Below are 23,423 nucleotides of genomic sequence, written 5' to 3'. Positions count from 1 at the left end.
AGTTATGTCGAAAATGTTTATTTTAATAGCATTTCATAATATCTTAAAAGTCTAAATTAATCTCAATTCTATTACAATTGTACCACAACTCAGATGGTAGGCCACTTTTGGATAACTAAAAAAAATCACGATGCAAAGCTTAAAGTCCTTGAGATTGTTATCAAAGCAGAAAACTCAACATTCAAGCAAATCCTTAAATTCTAAATCACAGATGTTGACAAATCCTATCAATAGAGATATTATGAAAATAAGATATTTCGAAAGACGAAGTATTTGGAGGGTGAATCAATGATTGATTTAGATAATTTAGTGGATTTGTTTATTGATAGTATTAAAAAACTCTTTTTCCCTGAAGCGTGGATTAACCTTGATTTAAAGTTTTCTAAGTCTGAGATTTTTACCATGTTGTTTCTTGATAAAAATAAAGAAGTCACAATGACGGAGCTTGTAGAATATATAAATTCTCCAATGAGTACTGCTACAGGTATAGTTGACAGACTTGTAAAAAATGGATACATCAATAGGGGCAGAAGCGAAACAGATAGGAGAATAGTTGTACTAAGACTTACTGAGGCAGGTTCTCAACTTATTAAAGACTTGAAGGACATGATGTCCAAATACCTTAAAATGATTCTTGATGATCTAACAGAAGAAGAAAAACAGTTCATGATTAGGATAGCTTTCAAAATAATGCACAAGTTACAGGCTGAAATGGATACTAAGGCTCCTAGCCTTGAAGATAAAGTGACAATAAAAAAAATAGATATTGAATAACCGCCCACGAAAATGGGCATTTTTAAAAATAAATATTTCGCATTCCGTAGTATTCGTAAAAAGAAGTATATTATAGTATTTTATATAAAACAAGGAGGAAATATCATGAGAATAATATTATATACCGGTAAAGGTGGAGTTGGAAAAACAAGCATAGCTGCAGCCACTGCCGTAAAAAGTGCAAATCAGGGGATGAAAACCCTTGTGGTAAGCACCGATCCTGCTCACAGTCTTGGAGATTCTCTGGATATGAAGTTATCCAACGAACCTATGGAAATTAAGGAAAATCTTTGGGCACAGGAGATAGATGCAATACATGAAGTTGAAGAAGGTTGGGGAAAAGTCCAGAAATATTTAACTCAGCTTTTTACATCAAAGACTGTAAAAGATATAACAACACAGGAACTCACCGTTTTTCCTGGTATGGAAGACTTGTTAAGTCTTCTCAGAATACTAAAATATTATAAGGAAGGCAAATTTGATATAATCATTATTGATTGTGCTCCGACTGGAGAAACTCTTGCCTTATTGAGTTTCCCTGAAATGCTTAGATGGTGGATGGAAAAGCTTTTTCCTATTAAGAAAAAGGCCATAAAGATTGCAGGGCCAATTGCTGAATCTATACTCAAAATACCAATGCCTTCTGGACAGGTTCTTGATGAGATTGACAATATGTATTACCAGCTTGATGAGATGAAAAAAATTTTCTCAGATAGGAGCACTACAAGCATAAGAATTGTTGTGAATCCTGAAAAAATGGTTATTAAGGAAGCACAGCGAAGCTTCACTTATCTTAACATTTATGATTTTAATGTAGATGCATTAATTGTTAACAGAATGATTCCAGAAGATGTAACAGACAACTATTTCAAGGTTTGGAAGGATATACAGAAAAAATATAAGGCTGATATAATTGAAAGTTTCACACCTATACCAATATACTATGTACCTCTCTTTGAGAATGAAGTTGTGGGAATGTCAATGCTTAACAGAATGGCAAAAGAAATTTTCAAGGATGAGAACCCTGCTGAAATAAAATATAATGGAAGAGCACAGAAAGTATATAAGGACGGAGAGGATTATATCTTGGCAATAGAGATACCATTTGTGGATAAAAAAGACCTTTCCCTCAATCAGAAAGGTGATGAACTTATTATAAAGGCTGGAAGCATAAAAAGGAACATTACTCTTCCAAGAACTCTTCTGGATTTTTCAATAAAAAGAGCTAAATTTGAAGAAGAAGTGTTAAAAATATGGTTTGGAAGTGATAAAAATGAATGAAAAATTAATTAAAAAATTTATTAAATACAAACTAAGCGTTGTAGGCAAAATAGTGGACCGACTACCTTTAAAAATGTCCAAAGAACTGAAGAATTTAGGCTTGATAATTATTGAGAGTATTAACGAAAGCTCCCAGAAAACGAAAGAGCGGCCTGCAAGTAAATTAAAATCATCAGATAAACTTAATAATATTACAATAGAGTAGTATTTACTCAATAGGAGTGAGTTTCTTAACATTTTAAGGGCATGCCTTCAACTCAGTCATACCCTTGATTTACAATATAAAAACAAAAACAGCCATGGACCAGGTATGAACTGAACCCATGGCTGTTTATAAATTCAATTCCTCTTTTGTTTAAACTAACCTAAGGAGGTATCCTTTATATTATATACTATGATAATTATTATTAATTGACACTTACTTTTTCTCAAATTCATACAAAAAAATAAAGGTAATTCGCCTAATGACTCCCCTTCGTACTATTCTATGTTATTATAAAAAAATTTATTTCATTAGCGTAAACATTCATGGACATGATTTTGCTGTAGTATGTTCCCACAAACTAAAGCCCTCGAATGTAAATAAATACATCTAGGGCTTCCTTAGATAATTTACTTCATGACTCATATAACGGCTATTTATGGAAGCTTATTACCTGCTGCCCTATATATCTCATACCACTCCTGTCTTGTTAGCTCAACCTGTGAAGCCTTGCAAATATCCTTTAGACGCTTTTGGTTCGTTGTACCCACTATTGACTGAATTTTAGCAGGATGCCTTAGAATCCATGCAATTGCAATTGCTGTATTTGTTACCCCTCTGGTGTCTGCAATTTCATTTATTTTATTGTTTAGCTCTGGAAATTTATCGTTATTTAAAAATACGCCTTCAAAAAAACCGTACTGGAATGGGGACCACGCCTGTATAGTTATATCCTTCAAGCGACAGTATTCTAGAATACTTCCATCTCTATCAATGGACGGATCGATTTTCATATTTACATTTAATCCTGAATCAATCATGCCTGTATTTGTTATACTTAGCTGCAACTGATTGATAATGATTTTATGGCCTAAGTACTTATTCAACAGCTCAATTTGCATAGGATTTTGATTACTTACTCCAAAGTATTTAACTTTTCCACTGCTATGGAGATTTGAAAAAGCTTCTGCAACCTCTTCCGGCTCCATAAGAGTATCAGGACGATGAAGTAACAGAATATCTATATAGTCTGTATTCAGACGCTTCAAGCTGCCGTCTACAGAATTTAAAATGTGCTCCTTAGAGAAATCAAAATATCCATCTCTTATACCACACTTAGTCTGAATTATAAACTTTTCTCTAACGCTAGCATTCATACCAACAGCATCTGCAAAGACTTCCTCAGATTTACCACCGCCATAAATATCAGCATGATCGAAAAAATTGATTCCCTCTTCTAAAGCCGTATTAATAAGCGCAGATGCTTCATTCTTTGAAAGATCATTTATTCTCATGCATCCTAAGGAAATCTCAGATGCACTGATTTCTCCATTAGCAATATTTATTTTTTTCATAGTTTACACCTTCCTTTATATTACTATTTCTTTACTACTTATTATTAATTTATATTTCCAAGTCTATATCAGGGTTTCTTGTTGTGAATTGTAGATACACAACTTCATAATTAAACTTATAATTCATGATATACAAGTTCATATTGATTTAAGAATTTTAGGAAAAGTATTGAATGCCGAGACTATTTCCTAAAATTGATTAAGGATTGAACTTGTATATCCTAGAAAAAGCATTGCATGTCGAGGCTATTATGCTGCCATTTCACAAAGTGAAATCTGGCTCAAATTTAATAGGATCGATGCCTATTAAATTTTATTTAACATGAATTGTTTAAAGATTGAAGTTGTTTATCTCTACATAAACAATTATATTGATTATTATAAAGGAAAACCATTTCATAATGACCTCAAAAAATGTTATAATGTCTTATAATACTAATAGCAATGGAGATAAAAAGATGATTTGTTTTAAACCTAAGAATGAAAATATTAATTTAGAATTGAACCTTGATATAAAACTATACTACTGCGGTACAGGTGATTGTGAGAATGACTTTTCTTGGGGGCCCGGTATAAAGGATCACTATAAGCTTCATTATGTGCACAGTGGACGTGGAATATTCAAAGCAGGAGATACCATCTATCACCTGTCAAAAGGTGATGTCTTTTTAATATGTCCAAATGTACTTGTGTCTTATAAGCCAGCTTCAGAAGAACCATGGAACTATTCTTGGGTAGCTTTTAATGGTGTTAATGCAGAAACCTATTTAAACCGTGCAAATCTGAATTCTAACAATCCAGTATTTAAATGTACTCAGGAAGATCATATTAACAATTGCTTTCAAGATATTTTCGATGCTACTAAATGTGAAAAGTCCATGGATCTGAAATCACTTAGCAGCTTTTATAATCTACTCTCCATTTTAGTAGAAGAGACAAAAGTAGATACTACAGGTAAGAATTCTACTAAACATCAAGAAACCTATATAAAACAGGCAATTGAATTCATAGACACTAATTATTCCCGAAAAATAAGCATAGAAGAAATTGCGAGCTATGTTGGAATAAATAGAAAATATCTCAGTCAGCTTTTTTCAGATATATTAAATGTATCACCACAAAATTATCTTATAAATTTTAGACTACAAAAAGCCTGTGATTTACTCACAAGCTCAAGCTTATCTATCAATGAAATATCGAATTCTATAGGATATAATGATCCATTTTTATTCTCGAAAATATTTAAAAAACATAAAGAAGTGTCTCCAAAGGTCTACAGAATAAATAGCGTAAAAACCCCTTAGGAACTGTTTGAAGAATCGGTAGAACGTCAGTCTGTTATGCGATTATAATAATTATATAAAATAAAAAGTGTCCAAAAAGTTATACTTTGGACACACTTTTTATTTTATATCTTAATTTTTTTAACCACTACACTTGCCGCCATTTTTAGCGGTTTAGTTCTATTAAGAAAATTGTGAATTAGTATTAAATTTTATATTTTTTCAAATTACAAAGACGTTATTTTCTATTTCTCTTATTTTTATCTTTCCCCTTAACCTCTTTAGTCAGTTCCTTGGAGAATTCTGTCAATAAACTTGCTTGATATCTCTTGTTATTTAACCTTCTATTAGATATATTATCTTTTTGAGAACTATTAATAAATCTTATTGCTATATAAATTAACGAATATAAAGCTACCACTATAAAACCTGCTATAAGCCCTGATGCCTGCCCAGAAATAAATGGCATACTTAAAATAACAATAATTATACTTGTTAAAGCAATCCAGGAGGTATATGGATATCCAGGCATCTGACACTTTCCTTCTGGAGGACATCCATTCCTTTTACGGAAGCGTATATGGGTGGCCAGAATTGCTGCATAAGTAAAAAGCAATGCGAAACCACCAGAGCTTATCAAAAATAGATAAACTCTAGGGAGCAGAAAACCAAGACCTAATCCTAAAAGCATAGCAAAACCTGAAAATATTATTCCACGATAAGGAACACTCCTTTTATCTTTTAGCCAATTAGGAGCATGACCTTCATCTGCAAGTGACCGCATCATTCTTCCAAGCCCAAACATAGCTGCTAACATAGTAGAAAGTATAGCTGTAATCAGTACTAGATTAATTATAGTACCAGCCCATCCAATTCCCCACCTATTAAGAGCTGCTACCATTGGGCTCACATCTTCACTGAGGTCAGCTGTAGGAATTAGTGGAAGCAATACAATAACAGATAGTATATAAAATCCTACAAGACATAAAACTGTATAAGTAATTGCTTTTGGAACAGTTTCTCTAGGATTATCTGTTTCTGAAGCAGCTAAGCCAATTATTTCAAAACCTGCATAGGAAAATATCACTATAAGCATACTTCCCGCAATGCTCTTTATACCTCCTGGCATCAAAGGTTCCGTAACTAATGCTCCAGCACCAACTGGTGAAATTCTTGGCATTACTCCTATAATTAATAATAATCCTATAATTATAAACGAAACTATTGCTAATAGCTTTACTGCCGCAAGACTGCTCTCTAGCTTGCTAAGCTTATCAGCTCCTAATAGATTAAGCATAGTAACACCAATTATAATTAAGCTTCCGAGTAAAGATATAGATATATTAGGAAGCCACTCACGTACCAAGATTGATACAGCAGTGGCTTCACTAGACATAGCCAGAACCATTCCAGTCCAGTACACCCACCCAACAACAAATCCGGCTCCTGGGCCAAATACTTGTGCTGCAAAGGTACGAAAGGAGCCAGAATCAGGATTTGCTACAGTCATCTCAGATAAAGCAAAAAGTATAAAGTAAACTAGTAATCCTCCTAATATATAAGATATTAAAATAGCAGGCCCTGCAGCATGAATAGCTACCGACGAACCAAGAAAAAATGAACCTCCTATTACAGTCCCTAATGCCATCATTGTAAGCTGCCATGCAGACAGTCCTTTATGTTTTTTCTCCATAATCTTATCCTCCGTGTTCAAACATCTGAAATAAACTGAATTAGGATACTGAAGGGTTATTTTCGTAAAGATGCCTTAAAATAACTTCCAGAATATTATTCCCCAAATTTACAAATACATTCTCTTTAAACTGGTTCTCAGTTTAAATGTGTAAATACGATATCTAATAGATATACGAAAAAATCTATGAAGCAACCAGAATTCTTTGAATATTTTTTTGCTTACTACATAAAATATTAAGGCTTTTGTACTAATTTCTATTGCTAATAATTAATCCCCTAAAAGAAAAAGCCCTAGATTAATTCTAGAGCTTTTTCTTGTTAATATATTATTTTAAACCTTGTTCGTAAGCTTCTACCATTTTCTTAACCATGTTTCCGCCTATTGATCCAGCTTCTCTTGCAGTTAAATCACCATTGTATCCTTGCTTTAAATTTACTCCAACTTCAGTAGCTGATTCCATTTTAAACTTATCTAATCCTGCTCTTGCTTCTGGTACTAATGTTTTATATGCCATACTTAAATCCTCCTATGTATATTAATTTTTACTAAGCTTGTATTTAAATTTATACTAAGCCTGTATTGATAGTTTATATAGATTCAAAATTATTAGACTAGGAGATTAATTGTAGTTGAGGATAATTTGACTATATCTATTCTAAACTGGAAGCAAAGCATGATAGTTCATATATTCCCACAAACTAATGCCCTCGAGTATAAATAAATACATCGAGGGCTTCAAATTATTAATTTAATTCTAATACTATAGATTGATATGGCAGCAATTCTAAGTTTTTGCCTTTTAATACAATATCATTATAATTATTTAAAAGTATCTGTTTTACGTTTTCTTTAAATTTTATAATAGAAGGTTTATTAGAACAATTATTGATAACTAACACTCTCTGCTTTGCATTCTTTCTTTCATATGAAATAATTCCATCATATTCATTAAATGCCGGAATAATATCTCCATAAATAAAAGTTTCCTTATATTCTTCATTTTTGCGCAGACTTATTAACCTCTTGTAATAAGTTAATAAAGAGTTTTCTCTATCTTCCTGCTCCTTCATATTAATACATTTATAATTTGGGTTTATCTCAAACCATGGAGCTCCACTAGTAAATCCGGCATTCTCACCACTATTCCATTGGAAAGGAGTTCTGCTATGTTCTCTGCATTCTATATTTATTCTCTTTAAAGCTTCCTTTTCTGTTAATCCCTTACCTAAGTATTTTTCATAATTTTGATAAGTAGCTAGATCTAAAAATTCATTTATTGATTTTTTAGGGAAGTCTGTCATACCAATTTCTTGCCCTTGATAGATAAATGGAATACCTCTTAGGAAGAAATATAACGTGCCTAACATTGATTCACTATAGAAACTAATTTCTTTTTCTGGTATAAATCTATTTACACATCTAGGTAAATCATGATTTTCAATAAAATTAGATAAAAATCCATATTTAGCTGCCCCTAGTTGTTTTTTAAATAATTTTTCTCTTATTTCATTAACCATCTTTATAGGTTTATCTTTCCACTTTTCATCATTCACATTGTAAATTGTATGACAAAAATCAAAAACGGTAGAAAAACATCCATTTTCACCTATGAAATCTACGAGCCTATCTACTTCTTTTATATCTGCTTCTGCTACTGTCATGCTATCATAGATTTTAAATGTCTTTTCTTTTAATTCATTTAAAAATACTTCAATCCCTGTTGTATTTTTATAATATTCCCAAGCGTCAACTAAACCATCCGGACCATCAGCAGGTAAATTCACATAAGAAAAGTCCTTCTTAATATGACTGATTGCATCTACTCTAAATCCACCTAAACCTTTTTCTAGCCAATAATTCACCATTTCATATAATTCACTACGCAGCTCTTTATTTTCCCAGTTTAAATCTGGCTGAGCTTTAGTAAATAAATGAAGATAATACTTATTTGTATCTCCAATTTTTTCCCAAGCACTTCCGCCGAAAATAGAGCGCCAGTTATTTGGAGGATTTCCATCTTTCCCTTCTTTTATTATATAATAATCTGCATAATCACTATCTAAATCTTCCATTGCTTTTTCAAACCAAGGATGCTTGTCCGAAGTATGATTAATTACTAAATCCATTAAAACTTTAATTTCTCTTTCTTTACATTCTTTTAAAAGAAGTTCCATATCCTCCATTGTTCCAAAAGAAGGATCAATTTGATAGTAGTCTGAAATATCATATCCATGATCTACCATAGGTGATTTGTATATTGGACAAATCCAAATAACATTAATTCCCAAATCTTTTAAGTAATCTAAACGACTTATAATTCCTTTTATATTACCAACCCCATCCCCATCAGAATCTTGAAAACTTTTAGGGTAAATTTGATATACTACGGAATTATGCCACCATGCTTTATTCATACTAATTCCTCCATTGATTTTTTATAATTACATTTGCTTATATTTAACCTTATAATAGTATTATATCTACATTCTTGTTTATAAACTTGTTTTATTTTATCTAAAAATAACACTATTTTAACTAAAATCTTGGGAGGAATGAACATGCCTAATAACAAATTAAAAGAAAAAATAATTTGTGGTAATTCTATGTTTTCTCTGGATCAAAATCTCTAGAATAATAAATCTCGTCTACTCCTTCAATAGTTTTATCCAGCAAAACTAGTAAGTATTAGGGACTTCATTTATTTTTCCACTATATCCGTCATCTTTTTGTTTTGCACTATTTTGTTATGTACAAGATATATTATATAGATTGTAAATCAAAAAATCCCCAACAATACTAGTATAAGTACTGTCGGGGATTTTATTAGTGGAGACGATCTATAACACACCTATCTCACTACTATAATTGTTTTATTTCTTTCGTTGATAATAGAAACTATTTCGGTTCTGTTGCATTAAAAACCGCATTTATATCTTTTTAACAAATTCAGATTTTAATTTCATAGCTCCAAAACCATCAATTTTGCAATCAATATCATGATCTCCATCAACCAAACGTATATTTTTTACTTTTGTACCTATTTTTATGACTGATGAACTTCCTTTTACTTTAAGGTCTTTGATTACTGTTACAGAATCACCATCGTTTAAGATATTTCCATTTGCATCTTTGATAATCTTTTTATCTTCACTATTTTCAATTTCTGATTGTAAAGTCCACTCATGACCACATTCTGGGCAAACAAAAAGACCTCGATCTTCGTAAGTATATTCTGAATTACATTTTGGGCAATTTGGCAAATTAGACATAATTTCATTTCCTCCATTCGTTATTGTTAATTCTAATAATAAGAATTATTTTCAATTTCCTTTTTACAACTTCGTAAGAATAGCAATTACGAACTTGAAACTCACAAAAAAAACATATAGGGAGTTCCTTATATGCTTACATTCTTATATACTATCATAGTTTTCTCATATTGACAAATCTTTCTCCAAGCTCTATTTATGTTAGAAGAGCTTCAGCTCCACAAAAGGGATCGTACAGTAATTAACTACCTTTGATATTTAGCAATGATTCCACTAAATATGATAATTATTTTGAAACTGTTTATTTAATAATTTTATTCCTCCTGTTTTTTTATTAAATTAATACTTCTAAATGTTAAACCTTTGTTTAGTTTGCATAAGAAAAAGCCCCTATTCAAATCAAATTTGAATAGGGACCGGCTTTAAAAATCAATTTAATTTATCCATTAAATTGCATTTCTAATTTACAACAACTAGATTATCATTAATAACCTACAGCCTCTACCTTTCTCTTAAAACTGATTTTCAAATTAAACTTGATCTATAATTTAGATTTTGGCTTGTTTTATAAGTTATCATGATTAATGGAAACTCTCACCTTTTTTCTAATAAGCTTGTCCCTATTAAAGAAGCAAACAACAGTTTCAGATCTGATTCTAAATATCTGCTATAGCGCTATTAAGAATTCTTCTAATTCGACTTAATAAGCTGTCAATTAGTTCGATTTGCTCAGGAGTCAAGTTAATTGGATCAATAAGAGATCCTGGCTCTGTTCTTATGACAAGGCACAACTCTAAGAAAACCTCTAATCCAAGCAATTCTATAATAGGTTCTTCCTGATCTAAAACTACACGTAAAATATCTCTACTTGTTTCTGCAGGACAAGTCATTGTTATTCCACCTCCTTTTCATCTAGTTACTGTCAGTATATGAATGAATTTGTCGAATTGTTAAGGTTATTATACTAAGAGAATAATTTAATTTTTGTAAGATTTTAAACTAGAGCTGGATTTCCATAAACAACAATTCATCAATAAAAAACCGTACGAATACAAAACCCTCGACAACACTTCAAAGTACTGTCGAGGGTTTCATGACTTGAATTTTTCACAGAAGGTTTTCTTTGTAAATTTAAAGAATATCTTAATCTTCATTATCTTCCTCTTCTTCTGTATCATCCAAAGACTTGTGTCTCTTATATGTAATCGACCCCACATGAAGAATTACTTCAATAAGCACAGCCCCAACTATTGATACTAAGTAATACCCTGCACCGCAAGCAAGACCAACAACGCATATTGTAAGCAAAGTAGTTGCTGTAGTTAGCCCTATAACTCCCCCATGTTTGCCTTTTAATATTGTTCCTACACCAATAAATGAAAGTCCTGAAACGATTTGAGCAGACACTCTTAGAGGATCTATGTTTGGGTATCGTTCTGAAATCTTAATGCCTAATATCACAGTCATTGCTGAAGCTAGGCATATAAGAGCATGAGTTCTACCACCTGCAGGCTTTTTATACTTCTCTCTATCAAAGCCTATCATGTATCCAATAAATGAAGCTAAAACCAACCTTTTAATAATTTCTACTTCTGTAAGCATACTTTAAAACACCCTTTTTATTTTTATTATACCGTGAGAGGTTATTTGCAGAAAATTTATCTATATTAAAAATATTTTTTAAGGTCTTTGTCATCGAACCTTTTGTAATACTTTATCATAATTTTGAATATATTACTAGATTGTGTGGTAAATTTAAAAATCATAGAATCTTTTTAAACACATAATAACACTCATTATCTACGTATTCTATACCTTTACTCGAACTCCTTATATTTTTTGTTGGCGTACTATGTCCTTTAAGTGCTTCTATTAGATTTTCATTTATACTTTTGTCCACCTCATACTTCTTGCCCTTTCTCTGAATCAGTGCATCTAAAATAATTGAAGAATCCTTTAGAACTTCTGCTGCATCGTTATGATGGTTGTTAGTTAATATAAATCCCCCTGGTTTTACGTAATTTTTACACGATTGAGTAATACCTCCAGCATATAAAGCAATCAACAGATCATAATTATTTTCTCTTATAGGAAGTTGTTTGGTATAGTCATTATCCAAAAACTGAATATAGGCTGACTGCTTATATTTTTTAACACTGTTCACAAAGTCCAGGATAATTTGAATATGATTAAAGAATTCCTTAGCAATCTTACTAATATCTATAAATACAACATGCTGAAAATAAAAACAAGGTGTTATATGTATAGAGCAACCCGGATATATTACAGTATTGCAGTTATATTGGTTTTTTACTACTTCAAACAATCCTGACCTGTCAAAATTTATATCAGTATAGAATTTATTATATGATTCAATAATTCTATCGTTTTTCATAAAAACCTCCACCTTCAATTAATTGCACTATATTGTCTTTACGTACCTAATGAATATTATTTATGTTATTATTAATAAGGTTATGATATACATTCTTCTTCTCTATTTAGCTTCTAGTAAATGAGGTGCTTCACTGTTTGCAGTAGGATAATGAATAGTAGTCTCTTCAGAACCATTTATTAGCTTGATTTTATACAAATTATAACTCCTTATCAATAGAAAAAGACCTGGATTAAATCCAAGTCTTAATAAATTATTTAGTAGGCTCATTAATTACTTCTATTTCATCTATCTCATTATCTGATAGAAACCTTTCTAGATGTGTGGCATATACTTTTTTCATGCCATTTTCACAGCATTCTACTACATACACATGACCATCAATATTTTGAAAAATTCCCTCGCTTAATTCTGATATTTTCATAATATCCCACCTCAATTATAAATATTTTATTTAACTGAGTAATGTAAATACTTATTAATAATAATCACTTGCCGATATCTATTTTTATTCTATAAAATATAATAATATTCTCTATCTTTACTGCTTTTTCTGCCAGAAACCCATAGATTGAAATGTATAGTCTTAATACTATGCATCATCAACAATATTAGAAGCATCTTTCATGCTACATCTTAGATTTTATCAATCTATAGTTTTCAGAGAGAGTGTAAAACTTTCGTCTAAGGTTTCTCGGTAATTTAAAATCTTGAATTATTTAAAAATTTATACTCATTTAAGAGCAACTTATTTAAGATAAATAACTGCATCAAATGGTAAGTTGGATGTAAACTACTCCCACTTTAGAAGCTGGAGCTTCCTGTTTCAAAGACCTTGCAACCTACTATCTCCACAGGCTTAAAATAGGATTGTACCAACCCTACTCTTTTTATATTTATAGCTGAATTTATACCTCTATGGTGCTTAGTTTTGCAGTCTGGACATTCCCATGCTCTAATATTTAGATTTTTAACTTCTTTATTATCTAATGGTTATAACTTATTGCTATCCATCTCCACCTTGAAGAAGGTTGAGTGTTGCGCAATATTATCGATAAAAGTATAATATACCTATTATTAGTTATGCAGATTACAGTATACAAAATTGTATAGATTGCTATTGAAAGGAGATATTAAAACTTTGATTACTAAAGACATAGATGCAGTACAGAAGAGTAAAATAAAGATACATCTACCTAGTATTACTTCTGAATCCATCCTACTAGGAATACTTCTCGCAATAGTTGGAGGGCTTTTAGATGCTTATACCTTTATTGAGAGAGGTGGTGTTTTTGCTAATGCCCAAACAGGAAATATCGTTTTAGTAGGCATAGAAGCTTTTAAGGGAAACTGGGGACAGGCCTTAATGGAATCCTTGCCTATTTTTGCATTTATTATAGGAGTAATAGTTGCTGAAGCCATAAAAAAAGATTCCTCTATTCTTTTTATACCAAATTCGAAACGTGCTGTTTTAGTTCTTGAGATAGGAATTCTTTTTATTGTAGGATTTATACCTAATACTATTTCAAATACTCTTGTAAATGTTGCAATCTCATTTGTTGCTTCACTTCAATTTTCTTCATTTAATAAACTAGTTGATTCTCCTTATGCTACAACCATGTGTACTGGTAATTTACGTTCGGCTTCACAAGCAGCTTATGTTGCTTTTACAAAAAAAGACCGTAAAGCAGCTATAAAGGCTGTTTGTTACTTTATAATTATCTTCTCATTTTTATTAGGAGCTTTTTTAGGTGGACTTCTAACATTTTCTATTGGAACTCAAGCAGTATGGGGCGCTGCCATTTTGTTAGTATTTTCTCTAATTTTATTACATATAGATGAACGTAAAGCTGATTAAGGAGCTGTGACAAAAGTATGAAAATACTTTTATCTACAAATCTCTTTTTTGTATTGTATTAAAACTACATATTTATAAGCATAAAAAATAGGCCCTTTTCTGGCCTATATTTTTGTTAATTTGAATAATGGCATTAAACTAAATTTCCTCTCAACATTTTTCACTTCTAATCATCTTCCTTTAAAAATTAGTTAAACTAGCGTTTATCCTTTATGATTGATTGAAAATGGTATGGCTTTCTCTAATTCTCAAATACAAAAAATCCTTCTCGTTAAATATCCACGCCCAATAGACCCATAACTAATAATACAGAAGCAATTAAAATCAAAGCATAGTAATAAAGCCAGTTTTTTTTAGTTCTGTAGAAATAAAAGATAATACCTCCAAAAATTATGGCACTGATACCGTGAGCTAATATTGGCCAGCGATATAAAAATATCCACGTAGTAGTAAAGATCACTGCCAAAGGCACGACTAAATAAATTGCTTTATAGATTTCAGATAACTTGGATTTGAAAACGAACCAAGAAATTACGGCAATAATAAACATAAATATAATATGTTTAATTGGTGGATACCACTGTCTAGTCATATTGAAATCGTATGGAAAAAACAGATCAATGAATGATTGTATTAACCAATCAAAAATAAAGGTAAGATTTAATAGTATGAAACCGAAAAAGGCAACCGCCAAAGCAGATAAAACGTTTTTAACATAAGGATTTTTAAACATCATGTCCCCCCTTTACTCTATCGAACTACCCATCTATATATGGTAAGTCTATTGAAGGCAAAAATATCTTAATAATTTTCTTTAATTATATTTCCATTCTGAATTTTTTATACACTCAAATGCTTCTGAATGATGAGTATATATGAATCCTATCCCCTTGATTAAAACAAGTAAAGACTTCCAGTTCCTATAACATCATCTTTTTATAATTTTTTATTATGTAAGTAAAACAAACCCACTCTCATTTTTGCCAGCGCTCTTAATATAGATGAATATAAAACTACGATAATTTTAAACATAAAGAAGAGTCATCAATTATTCTTTAATAACTAATTCTTTTCTTTTAATTTTATAATTAGTTTATATGGTTCCGTAAACATATCGTAAACAGAATTTTCAATCTCGCAGTGTTTTATTGTAAATAAAAAACCTGTATTAACTGGATAAGCTATTTCCTTACTTTTTAATAATACCATAATTTCATCACTTGATAAGTCCTTCTCTATATTATTAGCTGAATCTGACTGCCCATTTTTATCATAAAATTGAAAAACTACCTTCATAATATCAACTCCCTAAAATATTATCTTCTATATTTTAGGATAAAAATTTTTCTTTGTCGATACCATCTTAATTTATTATTAGTTTTTGCCTTTATGAGATATTATCCTAAGTTTTTCTTAATTTACTTTTTCCGCTCATTCTTGTAATTGGTGGATTTAACATTTGTATCACTTTCTTTTATCTTGATGTAGGTTAATAAAATACACATCGCCCATAACACTAAAATAAAAAGCACCTAATTTCCTAGATTCCTTCTAACAATACCTAGCTTTATCCTATGGAACTTTTTGTAATACCTTTCATATACTAACCTTGTAGGTAATTTTTTTTGGAGGTTATTATGTATAATCCCACTCAAGACAGACAATATAGTTATTCTGATGAATATAGTGAAAGAGCTAAAAAAATCATCGCAAAGATGAAGGCCCCTGTTGCTCCGGTGGCCCCTGTTGCTCCGGTAGCCCCTGTTGCTCCGATGGCCCCTGTTGCTCCGAAGGCTCCTGTTACTCCGATGGCCCCTGTTGCTCCGATGGCCCCTGTTGCTCCGATGGCCCCTGTTGCTCCGATGGCCCCTGTTGCTCCGATGGCCCCTGTTGCTCCGATGGCTCCTGTTGCTCCGATGGTCCCTGTTGCTCCAATGTGTGTTTGTCCGTTGATGTATACTTGTCCGATGAAACATACTTGCCCGATAGTAAAACACTACGAAAAGATTAGCCTAAGTGTTGCTATTAAAGAAAAAGATTTAACTATTTGTAGACAATACTATGGCAACATTGGTCAACATTATAGACACATGGATCAATATTATTCTCCTTCACATTTCTATCCAGATTATTATCATCATTCATATTACTCTAATCCTTTTCCACCTTATTTCTACCCACCATTTCCCACACCTTATTAATATAAAAATGGGAAATATAGTTTAAACTATAGATAGTTTATAATCTCAAAACAAAAAGCAGTTGGTAAGTATACCCCTACTAACTGCTTTAATATTTTACTATTTATTTAAAAAAGTACACATTTCAGTGAGCCTTCTTGCAGTAACACCCTTTGTAAGTCTCTGCGGTGTACTCTGCCAAACATCTAATCTCCTTTGTTCTTTAAAAATAAATATTGTAATATTTTTGTGTTCTTAAAAACAAAAAAATATAAAAACATATAAGGAAAATGCGGGTTTAGAGAGACTTAGTATTTTTATAATGCTAAATATTTGCTTTTGAATCTAAGACTCGTAGCACTTAAAATACAACAAAAATAGCTTACCACACCTGGGTAAGCTTATTTATATATATCCTATTAAACCACCTATGGGACTGGATCTTGGCAGTATCAAAAGTTGCATTCCTAAAGCAAGTCTTACAGCATTGTGACCAGCTAAAGTTTCTCTGTACATATATATTTTGAAATTAAGCTTTTTTATAGGTAAATAAATTTATAACTGAATTAAGAATTTCGGGAAAACATTGAATACTGAGACCATTTTCAGAAATTCATTAGTAATTGAAGTTACTTATCTTTATTCCTGCTGATAAAGCATAATTAACTGCCTTTTCATATTCTTGTCTTGTTATTCTTCTGCTTAATTCCTCATAATCGAAAGCCTTATGAGCTGGATAGTATTGTGCCATGATATTTACATAGGTGTCCTTTGATATTTCATTGGCTATGAATTTCATAATTTTTTCTGTGCCAGCTAGATTTTCTGGCATAACTAAATGTCTTATAAGAAGTCCTTTATAAGCGATATTTCTGTTGTCTGTTTTTAAGTTACCAACCTGTCTGTGCATCTCTTTTATAGCTGCTTTAGCAATTGTATAGTAGTTTTTTACACCTAAGTATTTTTGTGCGATATCATCATCAGAAAACTTAATATCAGGCATATAAATGTCTACTATGCCATCTAAAAGTCTAAGGGTATCCGTTAAATCATATCCATTTGAATTATATACTATAGGTATATTTAAACCTTTTTGAGCAGCTATAAATATGGCTTCTACTATTTGTGGCACTATATGACTTGGAGAAACAAGATTAATATTATGGCATCCTTTTTTTTGTAAATATAACATCATTTCAGCCAGTTTATTTGCATCTACTTCCTCACCTTCTCCACAATAGCTTATCTCATAGTTCTGGCAGAATGCACATTTCATATTACAATAGGAAAAGAAGATTGTGCCTGATCCATATATACCTACTAATTCCTCTTCTTCACCAAAATGTGGTTGAACCCCGGAGACAACAGCTTTATCTAGTGTTTTGCAGTATCCTCTTTCCCCTTTAAGCCTATTTACTTCACATTGGTGGGGACAAAGAACACAGTTTTCAAGCATTTGTTTTAAAGATTCAACTCTATTGCTAAACTCATCTGTTGCTAATAAATTTAAATAGCTTGGTGTAATCATAAATCCCATCCTTTATCTATTAAATATAGTATTTTATCTCCTTTAGTAGTGTAACCTTGCAAATATTCTTTATAAAAAACATAACAAAAATTAAACAAATTCATCAGAACAAAGAAGACTATTTTATATCCTACACTTATTTATATCCTTTTGATTATTTTTTCATTTATACTCTTCATTATTTCTTCCTTCTCTTAATTAAGTATTAAACATAATTAGTTTGTTTTTTGCATATAAGAGAATAAAAAATATTTGTGAAAGAGGGGAACCAATTGCAGATTCATGTTGTACAAAAAGGAGATACTTTGTTGAAAATTTCTAGGTTTTATGGGATTGATATGTCACGAATTATCGAAGCAAACCAAATTTGCTTATAATTGGCCAGGCTTTGGTGATTCCCACGCCATCCGGAACACATATCGTAAGACCACGAGAAAGTCTTTCGTTAATTGCACAAAAATATTGGGAGATATCATTCTCTTTTCCTCAAAATTGGTTGGTATTAAATGATGTTTTCCTTGTCAGCAAGTTATTGCGGTAGTAACATTCGTATCACTATGCTGAAAAATAAATATAATTATATAGTTATTAAATGATAAGAGTACTTTTAGTTACTTGAATTGAAAATAAAACTAGGGAAGCGTGATTCTCTCACTTTGTTATTCTTAAATAGATTACTGATTTTTAGCAACATCTATTATTCTCATTATTTCTATGGAGTCTTTCCAGCTCATTATATCACTTTGAAGTTTTCCTTCATTAAGACAATTTACAACCTCTTGAATCTGATATTCAAAACCATTTATACCAAAAGGCATATGTATGTTTTTTTCTTCTCCATTTATGAAAATAGTTGCAGACTCAGCATTTGAAAATCGAGGGACACATATCCTTCCTTCTGTACCAACAATATTAGCTTCTCGTATTGTATTCACATTTATAGCTGCATACAACTGTGCTATTTTTCCATCTTCATAACTTAAATTTATAGAAGCACTCTCATCTACACCAGTTTTTCCAAAATACAAATCACTTTTAATAGTTACAGGATGATTCCCAAAAATAAAGGAACTATAAGATACGTTATAAATCCCTACATCCAGTAATGCACCTCCACCTAATTTCTTATCAAATAATCTATTACATGGATCAAAAGGAGCCTTAAACCCGAAATCTGCTTGAAGTAAACGCACATCTCCAATTATTCCTTCATTTATTAGTTGCTTAACTTTTTGATTAACTGGCAAGAATCTAGTTTTCATTGCTTCCATAAAAAATATTTTATTTTCTTCTGCTGTTTTAACTATCTCTTTTATTTCTTCTTCACTAATTGTTACAGGTTTTTCACATAAGGTTGCTTTCCCACTTTTCAAGCACATTATAGATATATCTTTATGAAAGGTGTGTGGTACTGCAACGTATACAGCATCTATACTCTCATCTTGAAGGATTTCTTCATAACTTCCATAACATTTATTCTCAGGTACATCAAATGACTTACCAAATACTTGTGCTCTTTCCTTTATTCTTGAAGCAACAGCTTCTAGTTCTACTCCATCCATATTTTTTATAACCTGCGCAAACTTTATTGCAATATTCCCAGGTCCAATTATTCCCCATCTTATTTTTCTCAATCTTAATACCTCCAAATTAATGATACTGTCTTTTACATTGATAGTTATTTACTCAATAGCTTTATTAATATTATAAAAAACTACAATATTAACTTGAAACAATTCTGATTCCTTCTGAAATTATCACCTTAGTGACATCTTTTACAAATAAAGTTCCCTTTTACTTGTCATCTTTCATTTGCATTAAATTACTTATTATCTGCTGCAAATACAATTCCAGCATCTTTTCTTGCCATTACTGCTATCTCTACAACACTTAAAGAATGTTCTAATAATTCGTGATACTTTTTCAAATCATTATTATGATATATATTTGCAAAATCTGTTACCTCATAAACCATCCTATTTGAGAATTTTTGTTCGTTATAAGTTTCAACCTTATTACCAATTCCAAATTCAAATGAAAGACATTGATTAGCAGGACCATTTAATTTTATGTATCCCTTTGTTCCTTGAATAATAGCAAAACTTGGACTATTCGAATCCTTAGCACCTACACACTCACATACGAAATCATCATATCTTAAAGTAACAATCCCTGATGTATCAATTCCATTTTCAGCAATATTAGCAACGTATTTTACTTCCTTTGCTTTCCCAAATAATCCAGTTACAAAGTGTAAATTATAAATATTAATATCTGCTAACGCTCCTCCAGAAAATGCCGGATTGAATGCATTTGCCACTTCTCCTGCTAAAAATTTATCATACCTACTTGAATATTGAGAATAATTACATTGAACTAATTTTAATTCACCTAAAGATTCAATTTGTTCTTTAATCTTATTGTAGTTTGGTAAATGTAATGTTGTAATTGCCTCAAATAACAACAAATTCTTTTCTTTTGCTAAGTCTATTAATGTTTCTGCTTCTTCAACAGTTGATGTAAATGGTTTTTCACAAATAACATTTTTTCCATTTTGTAATGCTTTTAAAGCATATTTATAATGCATACTGTTTGGTGATGCTATATAAATAAAGTTTACGTTTTCATCTTTAAGTAAGGCATCATAATCTGTATATATTTGTTTTACATTATACTTATCTGCTAATACTCTGGCTGTTTCTTCTTTTCTTGAATAAACAGCTGTACATTCAACATTTTCTACTTCTTTTACTGCATTTAAAAATTCCTCTACAATTACTCCTGTTCCTATAGTTCCTATTTTCATAATACTCTCCCCTTTTATATGATGATTTCATATCTTATTTCTCACTTTATAAATCATAATATAATATTTCTCTAGAAGTGTACATATAAATTCAGCTCTTTAAAATGTAATTTCATAATTTTAAAAAAAGTAAAATAAAAAATGAAATTTCATTTCATAATATAATACCTTATATATAAATCTACATTTTAGTATCTGTCTAATTAGTTGTATTAAGAATACAGACTCTAATACTTGCGCAATCTTAATTTCCTATTCAGGTGAAACCCAAGATATAATCGATATTGCAGATATACTAAACAAAAATAATACTCCAATTATATCTATTACGTCCTGTAGTGACAATAGACTTTCAAAATATGCTCAATATACCTTGCATACATCTTCTAGAGAAAATATAGTTTCTAAAATATCTACTTTTTCCTCTGGAATATCCATTCAATTTATATTGGATACTCTTTTTTGTTGTGTTTTTGAAAAAAATTATGATAATAATTTGAAACGTAAACTTAATCACGCAAAGCAAGTTGAACGTCGCACTAAACTATTAAATGAAAATAGTCTTGAGAATTATTAGCATCCTTATCTATACCAAATAACATAGTAATCTAATATAACTCTATACTCAGTTCATGATTACTTATCTAAAACTCTTTAAATACAAATAAACCTCAACAATACCCATTAGTATTGTCGAGGTTATGCTTGATGAATGGAATCCATACCTAACCACTATTCTATTATACAATAAAATTTCTATTTCCAACATATGTCTGCTTCTTTTCTTGGTACAGTTCTTAAATATTTTACATTAGGATATCCTATTACCATACATGTTATAATTTGTTTCCCTTCCTTAACTCCAAGAAAATCCATAATCTTTTTATTTCCCTGTGCAGCTCTTACAAAGAATCCACTGAAGAAAGTTCCAAGACCTAATGCATTAGTCATAAGTTCCATATTTGAAGCAGCCAATGCTCCATTTATCTCTGAATTAGCTGTAACGATTATTACTACTGGTGCATTAAAGAATAGCCTATCATTTTCATTAGAATTTTCTTGATATTCTTCATACATTTTTATCCACATCTCGGCATATCTCTTAAACATAGTCTGTGGAGTTAAACTAGCTAGCATATTTTCGCCTAATTTCTTTAAACTTTCTAATGTTAAAGCTTTAAGTTCTTGTAGTCCATCTTTTACTACTATATAAGATACATCCTGCATGTTACTACCAGTTTGAGTAAATCTACCAGCTTCTATAATTTTGGAAATTTTATTCCCTTCTACGTCTTTATCCTTAAATTGTCTTATAGTTCTTCTAAATTTGATGAAATTTAGTAAATTATCAGCATCAACTAAAAACTCTTCTTTATTATAATTCTTCACATCTTTCATGTTGTACTCATCTGTTGATACTGCTGCTTTAGGACATATAGCAATACAATGTCCACATTTAATACAGGTTACATTATTAATCTTAGCTTTACTATCAACCATCTCTATATCCCTTAGAAAGCAATCCTTAACACATTGTCCACAACCTATGCACTTTTCAGTATTTACACTTATCATATAATAACCTCACCCTTATATTTTTAGTATATTTTTCACATATATATAAATAAAATTTATAATAATTTTATATAATTATATAGCCTTATTACTGTACATAACTATTTCATTTAAACAATATGTTACATTTCCTGCTGAAGGAAGATTCTAAGATCGTACAGTAGATGATATTCCCCCAAAGTAAGTAAACTATTTACTATCTTTATAGCTAAACAAGATCATATTAAATTAAAAACAAAGTATAAATTTCTTTTCTAATTTTAATGGGTGATAAGACATTTTAGATTTTCTTAATCCTTCAATACCCAAATCTTGCTCTCTGTTTATTATATCTACATTACTAAAATATCTATCTATCAATGTTTTAGCAATAAAACTGTATATGCCTCGTATATTCTTATCTCCTTTTTCAATATGAATCACAGCTAGCTTTTCATTTAATTTCTCTCCTAAGCTAAACGCAGATAATTTTCCATCAACATAAACAGCTATTCCATTAAACTTCAATATGTTTATATTATTAACTACGTTCTTTATTGCTTGAAGTTCGCAATAAAGCTTGTAGTCTTTTTCTTCATTTTCATTATACCATTTTTCTGCTGCTTCAATAACATCATTAATTACTTTTTCACTGTTTATTTCAACTACTTCATAATTGTAGTTTTTAACAAAAAAATTATAATGATTCTTTTTCCCATGAAGCTTTTTACCTGCGAAGCTCATAAGTCTTTTCGCTTCATATAAGTAATCAAAATTATCTCTATCTTCTTTTATGCAAAAATCATTTATTTTATTAAATAAATCTTTAATTTCATCTATAAAGTTTTCTTCTAAATCCTTAAATAAATACACCATATCATTATCTTCTCTATACTTTTTCAATACTTCAATAATTTCTCTTAGATTTTCCTTAGAGTATCCCAATGGCTGCATAAAGTGATAATTTCCTTGAAAATCCTTCTTTTTTATTATAAGTGCATCCTTGTATACAACATACTGAACATCACAAGCATCTTTCCAAATATATAAAGTTAAAAAAGAATATTCACAACTTAAGAACTTATATGGATAAATATATTTTTCAATTATATTCTTATCTTCTAAGTCCAATTTTTTAAAATTCATATTCTATATCTCCTTTTTTCAATAAATTTATGTTTCTTAGATTTACTAATCATCATTTTACATTTCGATAACTATAGAATTGTTTCAACAAAAAAA

23 protein-coding genes and 1 pseudogene are annotated in these 23,423 nt (G+C 30.5%); 7 read left to right on the top strand and 17 right to left on the bottom strand.

The window, feature by feature from the left end:
• Positions 1 to 288 precede the first annotated feature (288 nt).
• From CPJCM30710_RS13445 to CPJCM30710_RS13435, 3 genes are all read left to right on the top strand, one after another.
• Positions 289 to 774, top strand: coding sequence for a MarR family winged helix-turn-helix transcriptional regulator (locus CPJCM30710_RS13445; RefSeq protein WP_212904689.1), 486 nt, complete (start codon positions 289 to 291; stop codon positions 772 to 774).
• A gap of 105 nt (positions 775 to 879) precedes the next feature.
• Positions 880 to 2,055 carry an ArsA family ATPase gene (locus CPJCM30710_RS13440; protein WP_212904688.1) on the top strand — a complete coding sequence of 392 codons (1,176 nt, stop codon included), beginning with the start codon at positions 880 to 882 and terminating at the stop codon, positions 2,053 to 2,055.
• Positions 2,048 to 2,260: a hypothetical protein gene (locus CPJCM30710_RS13435; protein WP_212904687.1), complete on the top strand. Its 213-nt coding sequence runs from the start codon at positions 2,048 to 2,050 to the stop codon at positions 2,258 to 2,260. The genes CPJCM30710_RS13440 and CPJCM30710_RS13435 overlap by 8 nt, the downstream gene beginning before the upstream one ends.
• A gap of 434 nt (positions 2,261 to 2,694) precedes the next feature.
• On the opposite strand, the gene CPJCM30710_RS13430 is transcribed toward CPJCM30710_RS13435, so the two are convergent.
• On the bottom strand, positions 2,695 to 3,612 hold the full coding sequence (locus tag CPJCM30710_RS13430; RefSeq protein WP_212904686.1) for an aldo/keto reductase: 918 nt from the start codon (positions 3,610 to 3,612) through the stop codon (positions 2,695 to 2,697).
• Between the two features lie 458 nt (positions 3,613 to 4,070).
• Between CPJCM30710_RS13430 and CPJCM30710_RS13425 the strand changes: the two genes are divergently transcribed.
• Complete coding sequence (locus tag CPJCM30710_RS13425; protein ID WP_212904685.1) at positions 4,071 to 4,916, top strand: AraC family transcriptional regulator; 846 nt, start codon at positions 4,071 to 4,073, stop codon at positions 4,914 to 4,916.
• A 217-nt stretch (positions 4,917 to 5,133) separates the two neighbouring features.
• On the opposite strand, the gene CPJCM30710_RS13420 is transcribed toward CPJCM30710_RS13425, so the two are convergent.
• The 8 genes from CPJCM30710_RS13420 to CPJCM30710_RS13385 form a co-directional block, all read right to left on the bottom strand.
• Positions 5,134 to 6,588, bottom strand: a complete 1,455-nt coding sequence (locus CPJCM30710_RS13420; RefSeq protein ID WP_212904684.1) for an amino acid permease — start codon at positions 6,586 to 6,588, stop codon at positions 5,134 to 5,136.
• Between the two features lie 328 nt (positions 6,589 to 6,916).
• Positions 6,917 to 7,105, bottom strand: coding sequence for an alpha/beta-type small acid-soluble spore protein (locus CPJCM30710_RS13415; RefSeq protein WP_212904683.1), 189 nt, complete (start codon positions 7,103 to 7,105; stop codon positions 6,917 to 6,919).
• Between the two features lie 229 nt (positions 7,106 to 7,334).
• Positions 7,335 to 9,005, bottom strand: a complete 1,671-nt coding sequence (locus tag CPJCM30710_RS13410; RefSeq protein ID WP_212904682.1) for an alpha-glucosidase — start codon at positions 9,003 to 9,005, stop codon at positions 7,335 to 7,337.
• A gap of 513 nt (positions 9,006 to 9,518) precedes the next feature.
• Complete coding sequence (locus tag CPJCM30710_RS13405) at positions 9,519 to 9,860, bottom strand: zinc ribbon domain-containing protein YjdM (RefSeq protein ID WP_212904681.1); 342 nt, start codon at positions 9,858 to 9,860, stop codon at positions 9,519 to 9,521.
• A 656-nt stretch (positions 9,861 to 10,516) separates the two neighbouring features.
• Positions 10,517 to 10,750: a hypothetical protein gene (locus tag CPJCM30710_RS13400; RefSeq protein ID WP_212904680.1), complete on the bottom strand. Its 234-nt coding sequence runs from the start codon at positions 10,748 to 10,750 to the stop codon at positions 10,517 to 10,519.
• Between the two features lie 253 nt (positions 10,751 to 11,003).
• Positions 11,004 to 11,462, bottom strand: a complete 459-nt coding sequence (locus CPJCM30710_RS13395; protein WP_212904679.1) for an MgtC/SapB family protein — start codon at positions 11,460 to 11,462, stop codon at positions 11,004 to 11,006.
• A gap of 160 nt (positions 11,463 to 11,622) precedes the next feature.
• A complete protein-coding gene (locus CPJCM30710_RS13390) occupies positions 11,623 to 12,255 on the bottom strand; it encodes a hypothetical protein (protein ID WP_212904678.1) in 633 nt (210 codons plus the stop codon).
• Positions 12,256 to 12,508: 253 nt separating this feature from the next.
• A complete protein-coding gene (locus CPJCM30710_RS13385; RefSeq protein ID WP_212904677.1) occupies positions 12,509 to 12,679 on the bottom strand; it encodes a hypothetical protein in 171 nt (56 codons plus the stop codon).
• Positions 12,680 to 13,396: 717 nt separating this feature from the next.
• Here CPJCM30710_RS13385 and CPJCM30710_RS13375 point away from each other — a divergent pair.
• Entirely contained in the window at positions 13,397 to 14,113 is a 717-nt protein-coding gene (locus tag CPJCM30710_RS13375; protein ID WP_212904676.1) for a YoaK family protein, read from the top strand.
• A gap of 271 nt (positions 14,114 to 14,384) precedes the next feature.
• Here CPJCM30710_RS13375 and CPJCM30710_RS13370 read toward each other — a convergent pair whose 3' ends face one another.
• Positions 14,385 to 14,846, bottom strand: coding sequence for a hypothetical protein (locus CPJCM30710_RS13370; protein WP_212904675.1), 462 nt, complete (start codon positions 14,844 to 14,846; stop codon positions 14,385 to 14,387).
• Between the two features lie 329 nt (positions 14,847 to 15,175).
• Complete coding sequence (locus CPJCM30710_RS13365; protein WP_212904674.1) at positions 15,176 to 15,409, bottom strand: hypothetical protein; 234 nt, start codon at positions 15,407 to 15,409, stop codon at positions 15,176 to 15,178.
• A gap of 341 nt (positions 15,410 to 15,750) precedes the next feature.
• On the opposite strand from CPJCM30710_RS13365, the gene CPJCM30710_RS17880 reads away from it, so the two are divergent.
• The gene (locus CPJCM30710_RS17880) at positions 15,751 to 16,314 is read left to right on the top strand and encodes a hypothetical protein (protein WP_246503541.1); all 564 of its coding nucleotides are present in this window, start codon (positions 15,751 to 15,753) and stop codon (positions 16,312 to 16,314) included.
• 390 nt (positions 16,315 to 16,704) lie between these two features.
• On the opposite strand, the pseudogene CPJCM30710_RS18315 reads toward CPJCM30710_RS17880, so the two are convergent.
• The 4 genes and pseudogenes from CPJCM30710_RS18315 to CPJCM30710_RS13340 form a co-directional block, all read right to left on the bottom strand.
• A pseudogene (locus tag CPJCM30710_RS18315) lies at positions 16,705 to 16,797 on the bottom strand (FAD-dependent oxidoreductase); the annotation flags it as partial.
• Positions 16,798 to 16,909: 112 nt separating this feature from the next.
• Positions 16,910 to 17,821 (bottom strand): radical SAM protein, encoded by a 912-nt coding sequence (locus tag CPJCM30710_RS13355; RefSeq protein ID WP_212904673.1) that lies wholly within the window; start codon positions 17,819 to 17,821, stop codon positions 16,910 to 16,912.
• A 674-nt stretch (positions 17,822 to 18,495) separates the two neighbouring features.
• A complete protein-coding gene (locus tag CPJCM30710_RS13345; protein ID WP_212904671.1) occupies positions 18,496 to 19,455 on the bottom strand; it encodes a Gfo/Idh/MocA family protein in 960 nt (319 codons plus the stop codon).
• 188 nt (positions 19,456 to 19,643) lie between these two features.
• The gene (locus CPJCM30710_RS13340; RefSeq protein WP_212904670.1) at positions 19,644 to 20,627 is read right to left on the bottom strand and encodes a Gfo/Idh/MocA family protein; all 984 of its coding nucleotides are present in this window, start codon (positions 20,625 to 20,627) and stop codon (positions 19,644 to 19,646) included.
• A 175-nt stretch (positions 20,628 to 20,802) separates the two neighbouring features.
• On the opposite strand from CPJCM30710_RS13340, the gene CPJCM30710_RS18250 reads away from it, so the two are divergent.
• A complete protein-coding gene (locus tag CPJCM30710_RS18250; protein WP_212904697.1) occupies positions 20,803 to 21,204 on the top strand; it encodes a MurR/RpiR family transcriptional regulator in 402 nt (133 codons plus the stop codon).
• 179 nt (positions 21,205 to 21,383) lie between these two features.
• On the opposite strand, the gene CPJCM30710_RS13330 is transcribed toward CPJCM30710_RS18250, so the two are convergent.
• Positions 21,384 to 22,202, bottom strand: coding sequence for a nitroreductase family protein (locus CPJCM30710_RS13330; protein ID WP_212904669.1), 819 nt, complete (start codon positions 22,200 to 22,202; stop codon positions 21,384 to 21,386).
• A 228-nt stretch (positions 22,203 to 22,430) separates the two neighbouring features.
• On the bottom strand, positions 22,431 to 23,327 hold the full coding sequence (locus CPJCM30710_RS13325) for a DUF2156 domain-containing protein (protein WP_212904668.1): 897 nt from the start codon (positions 23,325 to 23,327) through the stop codon (positions 22,431 to 22,433).
• Positions 23,328 to 23,423 lie beyond the last annotated feature (96 nt).

The sequence above is a fragment of the Clostridium polyendosporum genome (genome assembly GCF_018332455.1).
In the GTDB taxonomy this organism is placed as follows: Bacteria; Bacillota; Clostridia; order Clostridiales; family Clostridiaceae; genus Clostridium_AY; species Clostridium_AY polyendosporum.
The sequence above is the reverse complement of the archived record's forward strand: the minus strand, read 5'-3'. Positions and strand labels throughout refer to the sequence as shown.

Coding starts and splice junctions, on each gene's coding strand:
- CPJCM30710_RS13400 (WP_212904680.1), bottom strand. CDS start 10,750: ATGACTTGTCCTGCAGAAACAAGTAGAGATATTTTACGTGTAGTTTTA.
- CPJCM30710_RS13325 (WP_212904668.1), bottom strand. CDS start 23,327: ATGAATTTTAAAAAATTGGACTTAGAAGATAAGAATATAATTGAAAAA.
- CPJCM30710_RS13395 (WP_212904679.1), bottom strand. CDS start 11,462: ATGCTTACAGAAGTAGAAATTATTAAAAGGTTGGTTTTAGCTTCATTT.
- CPJCM30710_RS13430 (WP_212904686.1), bottom strand. CDS start 3,612: ATGAAAAAAATAAATATTGCTAATGGAGAAATCAGTGCATCTGAGATT.
- CPJCM30710_RS13355 (WP_212904673.1), bottom strand. CDS start 17,821: ATGATTACACCAAGCTATTTAAATTTATTAGCAACAGATGAGTTTAGC.
- CPJCM30710_RS13370 (WP_212904675.1), bottom strand. CDS start 14,846: ATGTTTAAAAATCCTTATGTTAAAAACGTTTTATCTGCTTTGGCGGTT.
- CPJCM30710_RS13410 (WP_212904682.1), bottom strand. CDS start 9,005: ATGAATAAAGCATGGTGGCATAATTCCGTAGTATATCAAATTTACCCT.
- CPJCM30710_RS13435 (WP_212904687.1), top strand. CDS start 2,048: ATGAATGAAAAATTAATTAAAAAATTTATTAAATACAAACTAAGCGTT.
- CPJCM30710_RS13415 (WP_212904683.1), bottom strand. CDS start 7,105: ATGGCATATAAAACATTAGTACCAGAAGCAAGAGCAGGATTAGATAAG.
- CPJCM30710_RS13445 (WP_212904689.1), top strand. CDS start 289: ATGATTGATTTAGATAATTTAGTGGATTTGTTTATTGATAGTATTAAA.
- CPJCM30710_RS13440 (WP_212904688.1), top strand. CDS start 880: ATGAGAATAATATTATATACCGGTAAAGGTGGAGTTGGAAAAACAAGC.
- CPJCM30710_RS13365 (WP_212904674.1), bottom strand. CDS start 15,409: ATGAAGGTAGTTTTTCAATTTTATGATAAAAATGGGCAGTCAGATTCA.
- CPJCM30710_RS13420 (WP_212904684.1), bottom strand. CDS start 6,588: ATGGAGAAAAAACATAAAGGACTGTCTGCATGGCAGCTTACAATGATG.
- CPJCM30710_RS13340 (WP_212904670.1), bottom strand. CDS start 20,627: ATGAAAATAGGAACTATAGGAACAGGAGTAATTGTAGAGGAATTTTTA.
- CPJCM30710_RS17880 (WP_246503541.1), top strand. CDS start 15,751: ATGTATAATCCCACTCAAGACAGACAATATAGTTATTCTGATGAATAT.
- CPJCM30710_RS13330 (WP_212904669.1), bottom strand. CDS start 22,202: ATGATAAGTGTAAATACTGAAAAGTGCATAGGTTGTGGACAATGTGTT.
- CPJCM30710_RS13385 (WP_212904677.1), bottom strand. CDS start 12,679: ATGAAAATATCAGAATTAAGCGAGGGAATTTTTCAAAATATTGATGGT.
- CPJCM30710_RS13390 (WP_212904678.1), bottom strand. CDS start 12,255: ATGAAAAACGATAGAATTATTGAATCATATAATAAATTCTATACTGAT.
- CPJCM30710_RS13425 (WP_212904685.1), top strand. CDS start 4,071: ATGATTTGTTTTAAACCTAAGAATGAAAATATTAATTTAGAATTGAAC.
- CPJCM30710_RS13405 (WP_212904681.1), bottom strand. CDS start 9,860: ATGTCTAATTTGCCAAATTGCCCAAAATGTAATTCAGAATATACTTAC.